Genomic DNA, 16,985 nt, shown 5'->3' on the forward strand with positions numbered 1-16,985 from the left:
GGTCGCGCAGTTCCCCGCGCCCCTAAGGGGCGCTCAGCCCCGCCCCCGCCCCCGCCTACGCCGACCCACCGCACCCCCACGCCCCCGCTCACGCCCACCCCGCTGAAGCCACACCCGGACCTCCGCCCCGCCAAGCACCGAGCCACCGACCCGCACATCCCCGCCCGTCGACTCCGCCAGGCGCCGCACGATGTCCAGGCCGAGCCCCGTGGAGCCGTCCTCCCCCGAACCCGCGCCCCGCGCCAGCGCCGCCTCGGGGTCGGCGATCCCCGGCCCGGCATCGGAGACGAGGACGATCACCGCGTCCTCACCGCTGTGCACGTCCACCGAGAACGCCGTGCCCTCAAGCGTGTGCCGGAAGACGTTGCCGAGCAACGCGTCGACCGCGGCGACCAGCTCGGCCCGCGCCACCGGTATGCGGACCGGCCGCTCCACCCCCGCGAGCCGCACCTCCCGCCCCTCGTCCTCCGCCAGCGCCGACCAGAACGCCATCCGCTCCCGGATCACCTCGGCGGCGTCGCAGCCCGCCCCGGCACCGACCGCCGCCCCGGTCCGCGGCTTCGCGTCCCGCGCCGTGCGGATGATCGTGTCGACCTCGCGCTCCAGCGTCTCGACGGCCGTACGGGTCTGCTCGGCCGCCGGACCGTCGCCGAGCGAGGCCGCGTTCAGCCGCAGCACGGTGAGCGGCGTGCGCAACCGGTGGGAGAGGTCGGCCGCCAGCTCCCGTTCGCCTGTGAGGAGTTGGACGACCTGGTCGGCCATGGAGTTGAACGCGACCGCCGCCAGCCGCAGTTCGGTCGGCCCCTCCTCCGGTACCCGCGCCCCCAGCTTCCCCTCCCCGAGGTCGTGCGCGGCGCCCACCAGCCGCTTCGCCGGCTGGACCATGCGTACGCCGAGCCGGTCCGCGACCGCCACCGAGCCGATGACGAGCGCGACGCCGACGCCCGCGAGCACCAGCCATGCCGTGGTCACGCCGTTGCTGACCTCGGCCTCGGGAACGTAGATCTCCACGACCGCCGTCCCGGAGCTGAGCGCGGTCGGCTGGAGGACCACGAAGCCGCCGGGCACCCCGGTGGTCCTGGCCCGACCCTCCTCGCGGGTGGCCGCCACGGCCCGCGCGTCGGCCCTCGGGTCACCGACCTCGAAGGCGGGGGCGTCGCCGATGGCCGGTACGTGGACGGCCATCCGCCCTTCGCCGCCCGCCTCGGACGTGGCGACGGCCCGGGTCAGCTCCGCGCGGTCGGTGGTGATGGAGAGCGTGGGGCCCATGCCCGCGCCGTGCCGCTCCGCGTTCGAGAGGGCGCGGTCCCTGGCCATCTCCTTGACGACGAGGCCGAGCGGTACCGCGAAGGCCACCACGACCATCGTCGTGACGGCCAGGCAGACCTTGACGAGGGCCCACCTCACAGCGGCGAGTCCGCGGCCGGCGGCTCCAGCTTCACGCCGACGCCGCGCAGGGTGTGCAGATAGCGGGGCCGGGCGGCGGTCTCCCCCAGCTTCCGCCGCAGCCAGGACAGGTGTACGTCGATGGTCTGGTCGTCGCCGTAGCTCTGCTGCCACACCTCGGCGAGCAGCTCCCTGCGCGGTACGACGACGCCGGGCCGCCCGGCGAGGAAGGCGAGCAGGTCGAACTCGCGGCGGGTCAGGTCGAGCCGCGCCCCGTCCAGCTCGGCCTGGCGGCGCAGCGGGTCGATGTGGAGCCCGCCGACCCGCAGGACGTCGCTCGGCGGCGCCTCACCGGCCGTGCCGCGTGCGCGGCGCAGCACCGCCGCCATCCGCGCCGACAGGTGTTCGACCGAGAAGGGCTTGGTGAGGTAGTCGTCGGCGCCGTCGTTGAGGAGCCGTACGATCTCCGCCTCGTCGTCCCGCGCGGTGGCGATGATCACGGGTACGTCCGTGATACCGCGCAGCATCTTCAGCGCCTCCGACCCGTCGAGGTCGGGCAGGCCGAGGTCCAGGATCACCACGTCGAAGCGGAAATGGGCGACCTCGCGCAGCGCCTCCAGGGCCGTGCCGACGCTGCGCACGGTGTGCGAGGCATCGGTCAGGTGCCGGATGAGGGCGGAGCGCACGAACTGGTCGTCCTCGACGACGAGCACACTTGCCATGGGCGGCACCGTACGCCATACGGAGGAACGCGGTCCTCGGGGGACAGCGCCGCGCCGCGTGGTGCAGTATGGCCCGCGATGCGCAGAGGATTCGTACACGCAATCGCATGGTCGCTGGCCACGGGCGCGGCGGTCACGCTGTCGTGGTGGGGCGTCCACACGGTGCTGACGGGCACCGCCTACGACCCGCCGCGCGCCCTGCCGCTCGCGGCCGACGGCGGCGGCCAGGACCGCGCGGAGGCGCTGTCGTCCTCGACGCACCGTCCCGACCCGTCACCGGCCGCGAAACCGCCCCGGTCCGCTGAGCCCACGAAGCCCCCGCGAGCCCCGAAGTCCTCCGCGCCGGCCAAGACCCGCACCGAGGCGACGCGCGGCGACACGCCCCCGCCACCCGTCGGCACCGGCAAAGACATGGGCACCGGCACCGACACGGGCACGGGCACGGTGCGGAGCTACCGCACCGACGGCGGCCGGGTCGCCTTCGACCTCGGCAAGGAGTCCGCGACGCTGGTCTCGGCGACCCCGGCGGCGGGCTGGTCGGTGCGGACGTGGAAGCAGGACACGTGGATCCGCGTGCAGTTCACCTCGGGCGCGGACAGGGTCTCGGTGTTCTGCACCTGGCACGACACCGCGCCCCGGGTCGAGATCAACTCGTACTGACGCGCGACGTCACCTGAAGACGGACGGCGGCGGCGCCGGCGAGGCGACCGCGCCGGCGTCCGTCACGACGGCCGCCCCTCCGCTGAAGTCCCGCAGCCCGCGCCCGTGTTCGACCCTGGCGGGGTGCGGGTCGCTCGCGCTGCGCCGGGTCAGCTCGGCGACGGGCAGCTCCTGGTCGCAGCCGAGGAGCACGGCGTTGCCGAACCGCTTGCCGCGCAGCACGGCGGGGTCGGCGACGAGCGCGAGTTCGGGGAAGAGCGCGGCGGCGGTGGCGAGCTGGCCGCGCAGATGTGCGAGCGGCGGCCCGTCGGCGAGGTTGGCCACGTAGTACCCGCCGGGCGCCAGGACCCGGCGTACATCGGTGAGGAACTCCGTGCTGGTGAGGTGCGCGGGGGTGCGGGCGCCGCTGAAGACGTCGGCGATGACGAGGTCCGCCCAGCCGTCGGCGATCTTCGCGAGGCCTTCGCGGGCGTCGGTGCCGCGCACCCGGACGCGGGCCTGCGGATCCAGCGGCAGCTCGCGCCGGACGAGTTGGATGAGCGCGGTGTCGCGCTCGACGATCTGCTGGGTGGAGCGGGGCCGGGTCGCCGCTATGTACCGGGCGAGGGTGAAGGCGCCGCCGCCGAGGTGCACCGCCCGTATCGGCCTGCCCGCGGGCGCGACGAGGTCGGCGATGTGGCCGATCCTGCGCTGGTACTCGAAGTCGAGGTACATGGGGTCGTCGAGGTCCACGTGGGACTGCGGGGCGCCGTCCACGAGCAGCGTCCACGCGCGCGGCCTGTCCCGGTCGGGCATGAGTTCGGCGAGCCCGCCGTCCACCTTCTCGACGACGGCCTCGGACCCTTCCCGGGATCGCCTGTTCCTTGCCATCAGACCATTATCGGCGTACGCGGACGAAGCGGCCCGGCGGCGGTGGGGGGACCGGTCAGCGGCAGTTGTCGGCGGCCTCGATGGTGCGGGCCGCCTGGCCGAGCGCGGCCCGCAGGACGGTGGGGTCCGTGACGGGGTCGGTCTCGCCGCCCGGCGGCAGGAGCCAGCCGGTGCCCGCGACCGGCGGTTCGGGGACGGCGGGCCCGGGGTCCGGCTCAGGGACGAGGCGCGCGCCGCGTCCGGAGGTCTGTGTGCAGGCGCTGCCCGGCAGGTCCCAGCCGTCGGCGGTGCCGGGCGGCACCAGGAAGCCGAGGGTGTCGCAGCTCCCGTCGTGCAGGACGGGGCCGATGGTGTCGCCCGCGCCGCGGCGCAGGATGTCGACCGCTTCGAGGCCCTGCCGGGCCGGGACGGTGACGAGGTCACAGCATTCGTCGTCGCAGGGTCCCGCGTCGCGGGGTGGCGCGCTGCCGTCCTGGGTGGGCCGGTGCCGTGCCGTCGTCTGCGAGGCCGCGGACGTGCCGCTGTCCGTACGGGAGTCGCTGTTCTGCATGCCGATCTCCAACAAGGGGGACCCCTCCGCGCGAGTGCGGGAGCTGTTCGGATCTCCCACTCCACATGGTTCAACGCGACTCTGCGTCAACAGGCACTGCGGCACGCCGCCGCAAAGGATGGCAGTTCATGGCAGATCGTGGGTGAGATATCCGGTTTGTAGCCAAACACCGTGTGTCGAACCCATCACAGCGGGTACGTTCGTGCTCCGCCGGAACAGGGGGCAGCCCCGCGAGAATCCCGTGCGCGGGTGCCGCGTCCAGTGCGCCAGCGTGTGCGCGGTCCGGCACGCTCCGCACGAGAGGGTCCGGCCATGGCGTCGTCACCGATGGCATCGTCAACTCAGTCCCCGCGACCGAACCTTGCCTTCCGGCAGCTGCGCGGACCGCGCTCGCCCGGCGAGTTCGCCGCGGCGGTCCGGCGGGCCGCGCGCGAGATCGGTGAGCGTGTCAGCTGCGACGCGCGCTACGTCGGACGCGTGGAGGCGGGCGAGATCCGTTGCCCCAACTACGCCTACGAGCGTGTGTTCCTGCACATGTTCCCGGGCCGGACGCTGGCCGACCTGGGGTTCGCGCCCCGTGCGCAGGTCCGCGGCAGGGGAGCGCGCGCCGACGCCAAGGCGCCGCCCGTCCCCGCCGTGATCCGTCCGCACGGGCCCCACCGGCCCAGCATTACGGACCGGCCCAGCACCACGGACCGATCCAGCACCACGAACAAGCCGCACACCACGATCCAGTTGTACGAGTCCCATCCGTCCGGGTCCGACCCCCGCGCCTGCGATCCGTACGCGATCCAGACTCACGAGGAGAGCGACGTGCAACGTCGCGCATTCATGACCGGCTCCACCGCCGCCGTGGCCACCGCGTCCCTGGCACCCATCGGGCTGGCCCTGGGCGGACCGGCCGAGGCCGCCGCCCGGCGCGGCCGCAGGATCGGCGAGGCCGAGGCAGACGCGGTCGAGGAGGCCGTGCGCAAGATCAGGCTGCTCGACGACCGGCACGGCGCCGACGGCCTCTACCGGCGCGCCGCCGCCCCGCTGCGCACCGCCTACACCCTGCTCGACGCGGGCACCACCCGGCAGTCCGCCTCGGACCGGCTGCACGCCTGCGCCGGGGAACTGGCCATCTCGGTGGGCTGGTTGGCGCACGACTCGGGTCGCTTCGACGACGCCCGCTCGCACTACGCCGAGGCACTCGCCACGGCCCGGGTCGCCGGAGACCCCGGCCTGGAGGCGCACGCCTTCTGCAACACCGCCTTCCTCGCGCGCGACGCCGGGCGCCCCCGGGAGGCCGTGCGTGCCGCGCAGGCGGGCACCCACGCCGCGCGGCACGGCGGCTCGCACCGGCTGCTCTCGCTGCTCGCGCTGCGTGAGGCCGGGGGCTGGGCGGGGCTCGGCGACCGCGTGGGCTGCGAGCAGTCGCTGGCCCGTGCGCACGCCCTCTTCCAGCGGGGGGCCTCGGACGCCGACCCGGAGTGGATGAGCTTCTACGGCCCGGCCGAGCTGGAAGGCCTGGAGGCGCAGTGCTGGTCGGCGCTCGGCGACTGGGAACGGGCGGCCCGGCACGCGCGGCGCGCGGCGGCCACGGCCTCCGCGCAGACCCCCCAGTTCACCCGGAACATCGCGCTCTACACCGCCGAGCTGGCCGACGACCTGGCGCGCGCGGGACGCCCCGACGAGGCGGCGACGGCGGGCCTGCGGGTGCTGGCGCTCCTCGACGAGGTGCAGTCGTCCCGCATCCAGTCGATGCTCGCCGCGACCGCGCGGGTGCTGCTGCCGCACCGCAGGGCCACCGGGGTGGGCGGCTTCCTGGAGCGGCACGCCGCGCTGCCGCGGGCCGTGTAGGCGTACGCCCGGTGAAGGCCCGGACCGCTAGGCCAGGTGGCCCGTCTCGTTCCACGACTCGATGGCGGGCTCTCCATAGGCCCAGCCGAGGACCGAGAGGGACGTCGGGTTGAGGCGGATGCGGGCCGCGAAGCCGATGTCGAGGCCGAGCCAGCGCGCGCCGATGACCCGCAGGATGTGGCCGTGCGCGAAGACCAGCACGTCGCGGTCCGCGCTCCTGGCCCACTCGACCACCTCATCCGCGCGGGCGGAGACCTGTGCGAGCGTCTCGCCGCCGGGGACGCCGTCGCGCCAGATGAGCCAGCCGGGCCGCATCGCCTGGATGTCGGCCGGGGTCAAGCCGTCGTAGTCGCCGTAGTCGAACTCCATGAGCGTGTCCCACGGGCGGGCGCGGTCCCCGAAGCCGGCGATCTCGCAGGTCTCCCGCGCGCGGGCGAGCGGACTCGTGCGCACCTCGACGTCCGGGAGGCCGTCGTAGGGCGCGCGGTGCAGCCGCTCGCCCAGGAGCTTCGCGCCCCGCCGGCCCTCGTCGAGGAGCGGGATGTCCGTCCTGCCGGTGTGTTTCCCGGACAGTGACCATTCCGTCTGTCCGTGCCGGGCCAGCAGGATGCGGGGTGCCATGGGGGGACTCTCCAAGCTTTTCGTGCTCTCCGCGGACAGGGCGCGTCCGCCCCTCCATCATCACCCACCCGTGATCGACGCCTCGTCCGGCCCGGCAACCCCTGGGCCGGTCCCTGCGTCCCCTACCTCCGGGGGACGGCACCCCCGCGGTCCTCGCGTACGCCGTAAAGTGACGCGCCGGGCCACACCGAGTGAACAGAGATGATGGGGGACCGACCGGATGCCGAAGAAGGACGTACCAGGCACCGGCCGCATAAACGGGCACCAGTTGCGCTGGTGGACCGAGCTGCCGCTGATCGTGCTGGTGTACGCCGCGTACTCGGCGGGGCGGCTGCTCGCGCGGGGGGACGTCTCCAGCGCCGTCGACCACGGTGTCGGGATCCTCAGGGCCGAGCAGTTCCTGCGGCTCGACGCGGAGACCCCGCTGAACCGTCTCTTCACCGCCCACGCCTGGATCGGCGTCCCCGCCGACTTCTGGTACGCCTCGCTGCACTATCTCGTCACGCCCGCCGTGCTGGTCTGGCTCTTCCGCAGCCGCGCGGTGCACTACCGCGCGGCACGCGCGTGGCTGATGATCTCCACCCTGATCGGCCTGGTCGGCTTCACGCTCCTGCCGACGTGTCCGCCGCGGCTGCTGAGCGCGGGCCACGGCTTCATCGACACCATGGCGCAGTACAGCGACTACGGCTGGTGGGGAGCCGAGGCGAGCGCGCCGCGCGGGCTCGGCGGCATGACCAACCAGTACGCGGCCATGCCGAGCCTCCACGTGGGGTGGGCGCTGTGGTGCGGCGTGATGCTGTGGCGGCACGGGCGCTCGCCGCTGGTGCGGGCCGCCGCGGTCGCCTATCCGCTCATCACCACGCTCGTCGTGATGGGCACCGCCAACCACTACTTCTTCGACGCGGTCGCGGGCGCCGCCGTGATGGGCGTCGGGCTGCTGCTCGTACGGCCCGTGCAGCGGCTCACGGGGCCGGTGATGGAGCGGCTGCGGGAGCGGTTCACGCGGGCCGCTGCGGTCGCGTCCGCCCCAGAGTCCTCAATTGTCAGTGGCGAGTGCCAGACTTCGCCGGGTGAGCGATTTCCCCGACAGCGCAAGCACAGTGCCGTCCCCGGCGCCGAGCCGAGCGTCCACGCCGTCGACGCGGCGGACAGCGCTGCGGCACCGGCTCGCTGAGCTGCGCGGCGGTGACGTACCCGCACTGCCGCTGGACGCCCGCGCGCTCGCCGCGCTCGCGGCCAATCCCGGCTGCAGACGGCGCGCGCTGCTCGACGGGGCGGGCGTGGACAAGACGGCGCTCGCCCGGTCGCTCGGCGCGCCCTCCGGCTTCGGGCAGTCCCAGTTCGCGTTCATGCGGGGCAACGCCTTCGAGGCGCGGGTCAAGGCGGACGGCGGCGCGGAGCTGCTGCGGCTGACGCACGGGCGCCTCGGCGGCGGTTTTGAGCCGGTGCCGGGTGAGTCCGCCGTCCCCGACCTCGCGGCGGCGGGCCCCGAGGGCCGGGCGGCACGCACGGCGCTGGCGCTGCGCGAGGCCACGGAGTCCGGCGGCTGGACGCTCCTCGACCATCCCATGCTGGCGCTGGACGTCGCGGGGACCCTCGCCTTCCTGGAGCCGGACGCGGTGGTCGTCCATCCGGACGGCGGCTGGACGGTCGTGGAGATCAAGTCCTTCCCGATGATCGACGGTTCGGCGGACGCGGCGAAGGTGGGCGCGGCGGCCCGCCAGGCCGCGGTGTACGCCCTGGCGCTGGAGCGGGTGGCCGCGCGCCTGGACCCGGCGCCCCGCATCCGGCACGACGTCCTGCTGGTCTGCCCCAAGGACTTCTCGAACCTCCCCACGGCGTCGGCGATCGACGTCCGCAAGCAACTGGCGGTGACCAGGCGCCAGTTGGCCCGCCTCACCCGGGTCGAGGACATCGCGGCTCAGCTGCCCGAGGGCACGACCTTCGATGTGCGCCGCCCCGCCGCCGAGCTGGCGGCGGCGGTCGAGGCGGTCCCCGCGACGTACGCCCCCGAGTGCCTGGCCGCCTGCGAGCTGGCCTTCCACTGCCGGACCCGCGCCCGCGAGGAGGGCGAGGTGACGTCCCTGGGCCGCTCGATCCGCGGCGAGCTGGGCGGCCTGACCACGATCGGCGAGATCCTCGCGGCGGCCGCGGGCACCTCGGGCGACCCGGACGACCCGGCGGTGGCGACGTTGCGCAGGGCGGCGGCGCTGCGGTCCGAGGCGCTGGCGGGTGCGGGCGCCGCGGCTGCGCCGGTGCACGGGAGGCTTCGTGACGCTGACGCCGCCCGCCGTGCGCCCCCACGCCCCGCAGACGAAGAAAGGCCGCTCGTGTCGCTGATCGACAGCCTCGCCCGGCTGGAGGCCGTGAGCACCGGACGCGCGCAGCCGCGCGCGACGGTGCGCCACCGGCACATCTCCCAGCGGCCGCTGGTCCTCGTCCCGCTGACCACCGCCGGCGAGGCGGGCGCACCGCTGGGCGCGCTCGTCGGCACGGAGCGCACCGCGCCCCGCCTCCTCGTCGTACCGCAGCCCCGCGACCGCGACCTGCGCTTCGTGTTCCTCGCCCGGCTCGCCGAGACCGTCCTGCCGTACATCGACGCGTATGCCGACGACGTCGAGGCGGCCGAGCGCAGTGAGACCGACCCCGAGACCGGCAAGCGCGTCAAGGTCGAGGTCGAACTGTGCGCGGACGCCCCGCAGCTGATCGTCCCGAGCCGTGCCGGCATCGAGTTCGTGCGGCTCCTCGGCCGCTCCATGCGGTTTCGCCGCACCGCCGAGCAGGACCCCGACGCGCCCTATCCCGCCCCGCCCCGCGTGCCCCTCCTCGGCCGCTGGCTGACACACTTCGGAGAGCGTGCCCGCGTCCCCGGCTCGTCCCTGCTCGTCGCCATGACCGACCTGCTCTCGCGGCACTGGGCCACGGGCCAGTCCAGCCTGGAGGACCAGCACCTGGGCGCCCTGCTCGCCTGGATCGAGGCCCCGGAGGGCACCTCGGGCGCCGAGGCCGCGCTCCGCGCCGAACTGGCGCGCGACAAGGACGGCCAGCTGCTGTGTCCGCCCGCGGGCCCGGCCACCGACCCGGCGTTCGACAACGACCTGCTGGCCCCCGCCATCGAGCGCTACGACCGCGCGCGCACCGCCCTGGCCGCCGCGCAGGACGGCGTCGAGGCGGACGCGCGGCTGGCCGGGCTGACGGCCGCCGAGCGGGAGATCCACGCCCTGATCGAGAGCAGGACCCGCCCCACCTGGGACGCCGTGTGGCGCGGCCTGGACGCCCTGTGCACGCTGCCCGTGGCCGCGCACGACGCCGACCGGTGGACCCGCGACCGCTGGTCGTTCACCGGCCACCGCGACCGCGTGACGGCGGGCGAGCCCCCGCAGCCCCGCGTGGACGACGCGATCACCGCGGCGAACAAACTGGCCACGCGCGAGCGCGAGCAGGCCCGCCTCGACGCCCAGGAGGCCCTCGACGACCCGCTGGTGATGGCGGGCCGCCGCCTGGCGGGCGAGGCCTTCGCGGGTGAGGTGACCGAGGTCGTCATGGCGTACAGCGAGGCCAAGAGCCCGAGGCCGCGCCCGCTGGTCACCGTCCGCACGGACGACCACCCGCACCTCGGTGAGCGCACGAAGGTGTACCGCTCGCTCCAGGGCAAGCCGCAGACGGCCGAGTTCGTGGCGTACGAGGGTGAGGGCCCCGGTCACGCGATCGTGCTGCGCCTGGTCGACAAGATGGGCCGCGGCAAGGAGCCCGACGCGGGGTCGGTCCCCGAGAAGGGCGAGCGGATCTGCTGGACGCTGTTCGAGCACGAGCAGCGCGGTGGCCCGAAGCTGCCGGACCCGGAAGCGACCCCGTGGACCCACGGCGGCCCGCCGTCGGGCGCCGCGGAGAGCCCTGACCCCGTCACCGCGGAGGACACCCTGTGATGCAGCTCGCCCCGCCCGCGGGCCACGCCTTCGACCCCGGCGCCGAGGCCGCGCGCGCCACGGACGCGATCCTCCACGACACGCTGCACGGCACGCACCGCGGCGTCGTCGTCGACTCCCCGCCCGGTGCCGGGAAGTCGACGCTGGTGGTCCGCGCGGCACGGGAACTGGCCGCGGCGGGCCGCCCGCTGATGGTGATCGCGCAGACGAACGCGCAGGTGGACGACCTGGTGCTGCGCCTCGCCGAGAAGGACCCGGAGCTTCCGGTTGGCCGCCTGCACAGCAGTGACCCGGACCCGTACGACAAGGCGCTCGACGACTTGCCGAACGTCCGCAAGTCCACCAAGGCGGGTGACCTGGCCGGTCTGGACGTGGTCATCTCGACGGCCGCGAAGTGGGCGCACGTCAAGGTGGACCAGCTCGACGCGCCGTGGGGGCACGCGATTGTCGACGAGGCGTACCAGATGCGGTCGGACGCGCTGCTGGCCGTCGCGGGCCTCTTCGAGCGGGCGCTGTTCGTGGGCGACCCGGGCCAGCTGGATCCGTTCTCGATCGTCGGCGCGGAGCAGTGGGCGGGCCTGTCGTACGACCCCTCGGCCTCCGCCGTGGCGACGCTGCTGACCCACAACCCCGAGCTGCCGCAGCACCGCCTTCCGGTGTCCTGGCGGCTGCCGGCGTCGGCGGCGCCGCTGGTGTCCGGCGCGTTCTATCCGTACACGCCCTTCCGCAGCGGCACGGGCCCGGGCGACCGGGCGCTGAACTTCGCGGTGGCGTCGGACGGTTCGGCGGCGGACCGGGTGATCGACGAGGCGGCGCGGGCGGGCTGGGGTCTGCTGGAGCTGCCCGCGCGGAACACGCCGCGTACGGACCCGGAGGCCGTGCGGGCGCTGGCGCGGGTGGTGCGGCGCCTGCTGGACCGGGGCGGTGCGGCCACGTCGGAGCGCGGGCCGGAGCCCGCCCCGCTGACGGCCGACCGGATCGCGGTGGGCACCGCCCACCGCGACCAGGCGGCGGCGGTCCGCGCGGCCCTCGCGGAGCTCGGCGTCACGGACGTCACGGTGGACACGGCGAACCGCCTCCAGGGCCGTGAGTACGACGTGACGGTCGTCCTGCATCCGCTGTCGGGGCGCCCGGACGCCACGGCGTTCCACTTGGAGACGGGGCGGCTGTGCGTCCTTGCCTCGCGGCACCGGCACGCGTGCATCGTGGTGTGCCGTGCGGGCGTCGACGCGCTCCTCGACGACCACCCGTCCACGGAGCCGGTTCAGCTGGGCGTCACGGTGAAGTTCCCGGACGGCTGGGAGGCGAACCATGCGGTGCTCGCGCGGCTGTCGGAGCACAGGGTGAGGTGGCCGGTGTGAGGGTGCGGCGCCCGCCGGGGGTGGCGGGAGACGGAGGCGCCGCCGAGCCCAAGGGAAGCCGCCGCCGCCGGATCTGCCGGGCCCCGCGCAGACGCGGCTGCGGCTCTGCGGGGGCTGAGCGCGCAGTTCCCCGCGCCCCTGGTGGCGGCGGGGCCGCCGCCCCCTTGTGCCGCGGGGGAGAATGGGAGATGGCCCAACGCCGCGCGGGCGGCACGCACCGTACGAGGAGGAACACCATGGCGGAGCCCGAGCGGCCCCGGACCGAGCAGCGTATGCGCCCCGCGCCCCTGCTCTTCGAGCCGGCGGAGGCGGCGGCGGATCCCGAGCACTTCTTCGACCTGGAGTCGATCGAGGACCCCCGGGAGCTGCTGGACCGCGCGACGGAGCTGACGCACGCGTTCCGCGCCGCTACGGACCGGTCCGTCGAGTTCCAGGCAATGGCGGCCGCGCAGCTCGCCGATCCCCGCCGCTTCGACCGGCTGACGACCGCGACGATCGCGGAGCGCGCCGAGTGGACCGAGGACTACGCGAAGAAGATGGTCGAGTTCGGCCGTGACCTCCTGCGCGGAGGAGCCGACCGGCAGGGTTAGTGCGAACGGCATATGCCCGGGGGCAAGGTACTCCACTTCGCCCGGCACTGTCCCGGCTTTCGGCAACTCTCCGAACGGGGACGCTCACTACCGGTAGACGTTCCTGTCATGAGCGCCCGCACCCGCACCCTCACCCCCGCCCGGACCTCCCGCGACGCCTGCCGCGTCACCGCCGAGGGCGCCGCCTGGCTCGCCTCGGCCGAGACGTACCCGCGCAGCGCGCTCAGCCACTGGCGCGCCCGGCCGACCGCGCCCGCCGTCCTGCCCTGCGGGTCCGCCTTCGACGTGGTGAGCGTCCCCGCGGTCTTCGGCCGGCGGATGCTCGACCGCTTATGGGAGGAGGGCCCGGGCTCGGGCCCCGTCGCCGCCCACCGCGGCCGCATGCTCCTGTTCGCCGCCCCCGGCACCGCGCCGCGCCTGCCCTCGCTCCTGGAGTGGGAGGAGTGGGGCCGTGCGGTCCCCTCCGTGCTCTGCCACGGCACGGGCGACGCCATCACCGTGCCCCCGCTCACGACCGCCGCCGACATCACCGCCGAGGACGCCGCACCCGAGAACGCCCGTCTCGATTCGCGCTGGCTGGTGGCCCCCGACACCCGCCATCCCTGGCTGCCCGGCCCCGACGTGATGCTCTGGGCCTGCGTCCGGGCGGCCCGCTCGGTGGCCTCCTCCACGGTCCGCATATCGATTTTTCCTGGCGCCGATCAGGATGCTAAGGTCTACGACGTCAGCAGGCGCCGCTAGCTCAGTTGGTTAGAGCAGCTGACTCTTAATCAGCGGGTCCGGGGTTCGAGTCCCTGGCGGCGCACAGACAGCAAGAAGCCCCTCGCGAGAGCGAGGGGCTTCTTGCGTTGCCGGGGCCTCGCCCGCGCCGGAGGGCGTCAGCCCACCGTGACCTTCACCGTCCAGGCCCCCGAAGCCGTCCGCCCCTCCACCTCGACGCGGATCGCCTCCCCCGGCACCGTGAAGGTCTCCCCCTCCCGCACCGGGGCGTCCGCCAGCTGCGGATACACCGAGTCGCCCCAGCAGGACTCCGACTCCGGATGGGCGTCGACGACCTTCACGGGGCCGTCCCCCGAGGCCGTCTCACCCCGCACCTCGTAGACGAGCACGCCCTCCGTGCACGTCGCGTGGTCGTTGCCCGCGGCGGTCCGCGCCTCCAGTGCGATCGCGGAGTCCCGGCCCGTACGGAGCACGGCCAGCCTGGTGCCGCCGAGCGCCCCCCGCGCGGGCTCCGCCGCCAGCGGCTCCAGGGTCAGCCGCCCGGTGCCCGCCGCCACGCAGCGCACCTGCCGCGGCTCCAGCCAGCCCAGTTTCCACTTGTGCCAGCCGAAGAGGTCGGGGGCGAGGCCGAACTGGCTGCCCATGACGTCCCAGTCGCCCACGTGGGTGTCCCAGTCGCCCTTGCCGTCGGTCGGCCGGTGGTAGAGGTCGGGCAGGTCGAAGACGTGGCCGGTCTCGTGGGCCAGGACGTTGCGGTCCGGCGGGTGGCGCTCGAAGACGGTGACGATGCGCCGGATGTCCGTGCCGTCGGCCCGCATCGGCCGGTCGAAGTTCACGACCTTCGTGGCGTCCGAGTCGACGCCGGGCGCGTCCGGGTCCGCGACGAAGTAGACGATGTCGTACCCGGAGAAGTCCACGTGCGGATCGGCGGCGGCCAGCGCGTCCCGCAGGTAGGCGGCGCGGCGCTGGGCGTTCCAGTCGCGCTTTATCGCGTACGCGAGGGAGTTCCGCGGCATCTGCACCCACTCGGGCCGCGGATGCGGCTGGAGCCTGAACTTTCCGTAGGAGGCCTGTTCGAAGAAGCGGCTGGTGGCGGGGAAGTGGTCGGCGGCCAGCTCCTCGGGCGTGGTCAGCGGCGGGGAGTCCGGGAAGGACAGGAAGACCATGACCGCGTCCAGGGTCCTGGCCGGGCGCGGATAGGCGGCGTTCCAGGTGTCGAGGCCCTCCGAGTGATGCGCGGCGGTGCGGCGCAGGGCGCACGGTCCCGCGACGGACTCGGCGATGGCGGGCCCCGCGACGAGCGAGGTGGCGGCGAGGGCGGTCAGCGAGGTGAGCATCGCCGCGGTGCTGCGCAGCCGGTGGTTCCCTCCTGGCCTGGGGTTCCTCCCTCCACGGGTGAGTCCCCTGGGGGGGAGCTGACGCGGCACGTCGACCTCCGGGTGCGGAATGCGGGACACCCCACCCACCTTGTGATGTTTTGTTGAACTTCGCCCTGTTTGTCTGGCCCTTCCGGGTGAGCGGCGGGCAGCGGGGCGACACCCCGACCGCTCACGGAACGCCACAAGCGATCGGGCCTTGCAGGAACCAGTTCACTGCCGAGCAGAAACGATCTGCCATCGCCGACGGGCCCCACCCGGTCCGGTCACATGGCTGGATAGCCCCTCAGGCGGGCCTCTATGATCGGCACACTTTCCAGCGCGGGCCCGGCCCCCACACCGCCGTCCGCCCCCTGCCCGCCGCCCGACGAGACCTGTTCGAGAACAACTGCACTGCGGGAGCAAGCGGTGAACGGAACGTCCCAAGGGCCCACCCCCATGGCGGCCACTGCACCCGGCCGAGCCCGTCCTGTCGTCACAGAACGTCGCGGCCCGGAACGGGCCGACTACCGCGGCGCCTTCGCGCACGCCCCCCTCCCGCTGGCCGTTGTCGACGGCGAGGGACTGGTCGTCTGCGCCAACGACGCCCTCGGCACGCTCCTCGGCGCAGGCCCCGGAGGGCTCGATGGGTGCGTCGCCGCCGATCTGGTCGACCTCGCCTCCGACGCCCGTACGTGGCACGCGTACCGCGAGGTGCTCCGCGGCCGGCAGGCGAAGCTGCGCTGCACGCGACGGCTGAAACATCCCGACGGGCACTCGCTGTGGGTGCAGATCACGGTCACGCCGATGCCGGAGTCCGCCGAGCGGCGCGAGGGCAGGACGGTCCTGCTCTCCGCCGCCGACATCAGCGCGCGCCGCGAGTTGCAGGCCCGGCTGCGCCATGTGCAGATGCACGACCCGGTGACGCGACTGCCCAACCGCAACCTCTTCTTCGAACGCCTGGCGGCCGCCCTCGAAGCGGGCGCGTACGACGACACGAGCACCGGCCGGGTCGGCCTGTGCTACCTGGACCTCGACGGGTTCAAGGCGGTCAACGACACCCTCGGCCACCGGGTCGGCGACCGGCTGCTCGCCGCCGTCGCGGAGCGGCTCACGCGCTGCGCCGACCGGGCCGGGTACGGCGCGGTGACGGCGCCGCTGGTGGCGCGCCTCGGGGGTGACGAGTTCGCGCTGCTCGTGGAGGACTCGACCGGGACCGAACAGCTGGCGGACCTCGCCGAGGCGGCGCTGAAGGCTCTCCAGGAGCCGTTCGACCTCGCCGGTCAGCGGCTCTCCGTCTCCGCCTCCATCGGCGTGGTGGAGCGGCGGGCCGCGGGCACCACCACGACGGGGCTCATGCAGGCCGCCGACACCACGCTGTACTGGGCGAAGACGGACGGCAAGGCCCGCTGGACGCTCTTCGACCCGGAGCGCAACGCCCACCGCATGACCCGCCAGACGCTCTCCAGTTCGCTGCGGCCCGCCGTGGAGCGCGACGAGTTCGTCCTGGACTACCAGCCGCTGGTGGGTCTGGACGACGAGGGCCTGCGGGGCGTCGAGGCGCTGGTGCGGTGGCGGCATCCGCAGTTCGGTCTGTTGACGCCGAATCGGTTCATCGGATTGGCGGAAGAGGACGGTTCGATCGTGCAGCTCGGCCGCTGGGTGCTGCGGACCGCCTGCCGGCAGGCCCGGCGGTGGCAGGTCGCGCACCCCGAGCGGGAGCCCGTGTTCGTGAGCGTGAACGTGGCGGTGCGGCAGGTGTGGGACTCCGACCTGGTCGCGGACGTGGCGGAGATCCTCGCCGAGACGGGCCTGCCGGCCCGGCTGCTCCAGCTGGAGCTGACCGAGTCCGCCGTCATGGGCTCGGCGGGCCGTCCCCTCCAGGCCCTCCAGGCGCTCAGTGACATGGGGGTGCGGATCGCCATCGACGACTTCGGCACGGGGTACTCGAACCTGGCCTACCTGAGCCGGCTGCCGGTGTCGGTCCTGAAGCTGGACGGGTCCTTCGTACGGGGCTTCCAGTACGGGGAGGGGGAGACGCACACCAACCCCGCCGACGAGGTCATCGTCGAGGCGCTGGTGCAGCTGGCCCACCGCCTGGGGATCACGGTCACCGCGGAGTGCGTGGAGACGGCGGCGCAGGCCGCGCGGCTGCGGCGGATCGGCTGCGACACGGGGCAGGGCTGGCTCTACTCCCGCCCGGTCCCGGCGGACCGCATCTCCCTACTGCTGCGCACCACGACCGCCGCCCCGTCAGGGGCGCGAGGAACTGCGCGCCCAGCCCACTGAGAGCCGCAGGGGACCACGCGGACGCATCTGCCCACAGCCCGCCGCGCGCGGGTGCGGACCGAGCGGGGTTGCTCGCGCAGTTCCCCGCGCCCC

General features: G+C 74.3%; 14 protein-coding genes and 1 tRNA gene. 9 read left to right on the plus strand and 6 right to left on the minus strand.

The window, feature by feature from the left end; all coding sequences use genetic code 11:
* Window positions 1-33 precede the first annotated feature (33 nt).
* Both KKZ08_RS14035 and KKZ08_RS14040 read right to left on the minus strand, forming a co-directional pair.
* Window positions 34-1,407: a HAMP domain-containing sensor histidine kinase gene (locus tag KKZ08_RS14035; protein ID WP_223774771.1), complete on the minus strand. Its 1,374-nt coding sequence runs from the start codon at window positions 1,405-1,407 to the stop codon at window positions 34-36.
* On the minus strand, window positions 1,404-2,108 hold the full coding sequence (locus KKZ08_RS14040) for a response regulator transcription factor (RefSeq protein ID WP_223774772.1): 705 nt from the start codon (window positions 2,106-2,108) through the stop codon (window positions 1,404-1,406). The genes KKZ08_RS14035 and KKZ08_RS14040 overlap by 4 nt, the downstream gene beginning before the upstream one ends.
* Before the next feature lie 78 nt (window positions 2,109-2,186).
* On the opposite strand from KKZ08_RS14040, the gene KKZ08_RS14045 reads away from it, so the two are divergent.
* The gene (locus KKZ08_RS14045; protein WP_223774773.1) at window positions 2,187-2,768 is read left to right on the plus strand and encodes a hypothetical protein; all 582 of its coding nucleotides are present in this window, start codon (window positions 2,187-2,189) and stop codon (window positions 2,766-2,768) included.
* A gap of 9 nt (window positions 2,769-2,777) precedes the next feature.
* Here KKZ08_RS14045 and KKZ08_RS14050 read toward each other — a convergent pair whose 3' ends face one another.
* Window positions 2,778-3,638 carry a fused MFS/spermidine synthase gene (locus tag KKZ08_RS14050; RefSeq protein WP_223774774.1) on the minus strand — a complete coding sequence of 287 codons (861 nt, stop codon included), beginning with the start codon at window positions 3,636-3,638 and terminating at the stop codon, window positions 2,778-2,780.
* 55 nt (window positions 3,639-3,693) lie between these two features.
* Window positions 3,694-4,188: a hypothetical protein gene (locus KKZ08_RS14055; protein ID WP_223774775.1), complete on the minus strand. Its 495-nt coding sequence runs from the start codon at window positions 4,186-4,188 to the stop codon at window positions 3,694-3,696.
* 312 nt (window positions 4,189-4,500) lie between these two features.
* Between KKZ08_RS14055 and KKZ08_RS14060 the strand changes: the two genes are divergently transcribed.
* Complete coding sequence (locus KKZ08_RS14060) at window positions 4,501-6,030, plus strand: hypothetical protein (RefSeq protein WP_223774776.1); 1,530 nt, start codon at window positions 4,501-4,503, stop codon at window positions 6,028-6,030.
* Between the two features lie 27 nt (window positions 6,031-6,057).
* Here the strand turns inward: KKZ08_RS14060 and KKZ08_RS14065 are convergent, their stop codons facing one another.
* On the minus strand, window positions 6,058-6,651 hold the full coding sequence (locus KKZ08_RS14065; protein WP_223774777.1) for a histidine phosphatase family protein: 594 nt from the start codon (window positions 6,649-6,651) through the stop codon (window positions 6,058-6,060).
* A 220-nt stretch (window positions 6,652-6,871) separates the two neighbouring features.
* Here KKZ08_RS14065 and KKZ08_RS14070 point away from each other — a divergent pair, with 220 nt between their 5' ends.
* The 6 genes from KKZ08_RS14070 (at window position 6,872) to KKZ08_RS14095 (ending at window position 13,333) form a co-directional block, all read left to right on the plus strand.
* Window positions 6,872-7,825: a phosphatase PAP2 family protein gene (locus KKZ08_RS14070; RefSeq protein WP_223774778.1), complete on the plus strand. Its 954-nt coding sequence runs from the start codon at window positions 6,872-6,874 to the stop codon at window positions 7,823-7,825.
* 1,156 nt (window positions 7,826-8,981) lie between these two features.
* Window positions 8,982-10,577: a hypothetical protein gene (locus KKZ08_RS14075; RefSeq protein WP_223779045.1), complete on the plus strand. Its 1,596-nt coding sequence runs from the start codon at window positions 8,982-8,984 to the stop codon at window positions 10,575-10,577.
* On the plus strand, window positions 10,577-11,938 hold the full coding sequence (locus KKZ08_RS14080) for an AAA family ATPase (protein ID WP_223774779.1): 1,362 nt from the start codon (window positions 10,577-10,579) through the stop codon (window positions 11,936-11,938). Before KKZ08_RS14075 ends, KKZ08_RS14080 begins: the two co-directional genes overlap by 1 nt.
* A 236-nt stretch (window positions 11,939-12,174) precedes the next feature.
* A complete protein-coding gene (locus KKZ08_RS14085; protein WP_223774780.1) occupies window positions 12,175-12,528 on the plus strand; it encodes a hypothetical protein in 354 nt (117 codons plus the stop codon).
* A gap of 108 nt (window positions 12,529-12,636) precedes the next feature.
* Window positions 12,637-13,269 (plus strand): bifunctional DNA primase/polymerase, encoded by a 633-nt coding sequence (locus KKZ08_RS14090; protein ID WP_223774781.1) that lies wholly within the window; start codon window positions 12,637-12,639, stop codon window positions 13,267-13,269.
* A tRNA-Lys gene (locus tag KKZ08_RS14095) sits at window positions 13,260-13,333 on the plus strand. The genes KKZ08_RS14090 and KKZ08_RS14095 overlap by 10 nt, the downstream gene beginning before the upstream one ends.
* A 73-nt stretch (window positions 13,334-13,406) precedes the next feature.
* On the opposite strand, the gene KKZ08_RS14100 is transcribed toward KKZ08_RS14095, so the two are convergent.
* Entirely contained in the window at window positions 13,407-14,705 is a 1,299-nt protein-coding gene (locus KKZ08_RS14100) for a M6 family metalloprotease domain-containing protein (protein ID WP_223774782.1), read from the minus strand.
* 219 nt (window positions 14,706-14,924) lie between these two features.
* Between KKZ08_RS14100 and KKZ08_RS14105 the strand changes: the two genes are divergently transcribed.
* Window positions 14,925-16,892 (plus strand): EAL domain-containing protein, encoded by a 1,968-nt coding sequence (locus KKZ08_RS14105; RefSeq protein ID WP_223774783.1) that lies wholly within the window; start codon window positions 14,925-14,927, stop codon window positions 16,890-16,892.
* The last annotated feature ends 93 nt before the right edge of the window (window positions 16,893-16,985 follow it).

Origin of the sequence: Streptomyces sp. 135 (assembly GCF_020026305.1) — a bacterium.
Lineage (GTDB): Bacteria > Actinomycetota > Actinomycetes > Streptomycetales > Streptomycetaceae > Streptomyces.

Bases quoted from the DNA above. Each gene is read 5' to 3' on its own strand.
- KKZ08_RS14040 (WP_223774772.1), bottom strand. From the start codon at position 2,108: ATGGCAAGTGTGCTCGTCGTCGAGGACGACCAGTTCGTGCGCTCCGCC.
- KKZ08_RS14045 (WP_223774773.1), top strand. From the start codon at position 2,187: ATGCGCAGAGGATTCGTACACGCAATCGCATGGTCGCTGGCCACGGGC.
- KKZ08_RS14050 (WP_223774774.1), bottom strand. From the start codon at position 3,638: ATGGCAAGGAACAGGCGATCCCGGGAAGGGTCCGAGGCCGTCGTCGAG.
- KKZ08_RS14055 (WP_223774775.1), bottom strand. From the start codon at position 4,188: ATGCAGAACAGCGACTCCCGTACGGACAGCGGCACGTCCGCGGCCTCG.
- KKZ08_RS14060 (WP_223774776.1), top strand. From the start codon at position 4,501: ATGGCGTCGTCACCGATGGCATCGTCAACTCAGTCCCCGCGACCGAAC.
- KKZ08_RS14065 (WP_223774777.1), bottom strand. From the start codon at position 6,651: ATGGCACCCCGCATCCTGCTGGCCCGGCACGGACAGACGGAATGGTCA.
- KKZ08_RS14070 (WP_223774778.1), top strand. From the start codon at position 6,872: ATGCCGAAGAAGGACGTACCAGGCACCGGCCGCATAAACGGGCACCAG.
- KKZ08_RS14080 (WP_223774779.1), top strand. From the start codon at position 10,577: ATGCAGCTCGCCCCGCCCGCGGGCCACGCCTTCGACCCCGGCGCCGAG.
- KKZ08_RS14085 (WP_223774780.1), top strand. From the start codon at position 12,175: ATGGCGGAGCCCGAGCGGCCCCGGACCGAGCAGCGTATGCGCCCCGCG.
- KKZ08_RS14090 (WP_223774781.1), top strand. From the start codon at position 12,637: ATGAGCGCCCGCACCCGCACCCTCACCCCCGCCCGGACCTCCCGCGAC.
- KKZ08_RS14105 (WP_223774783.1), top strand. From the start codon at position 14,925: ATGATCGGCACACTTTCCAGCGCGGGCCCGGCCCCCACACCGCCGTCC.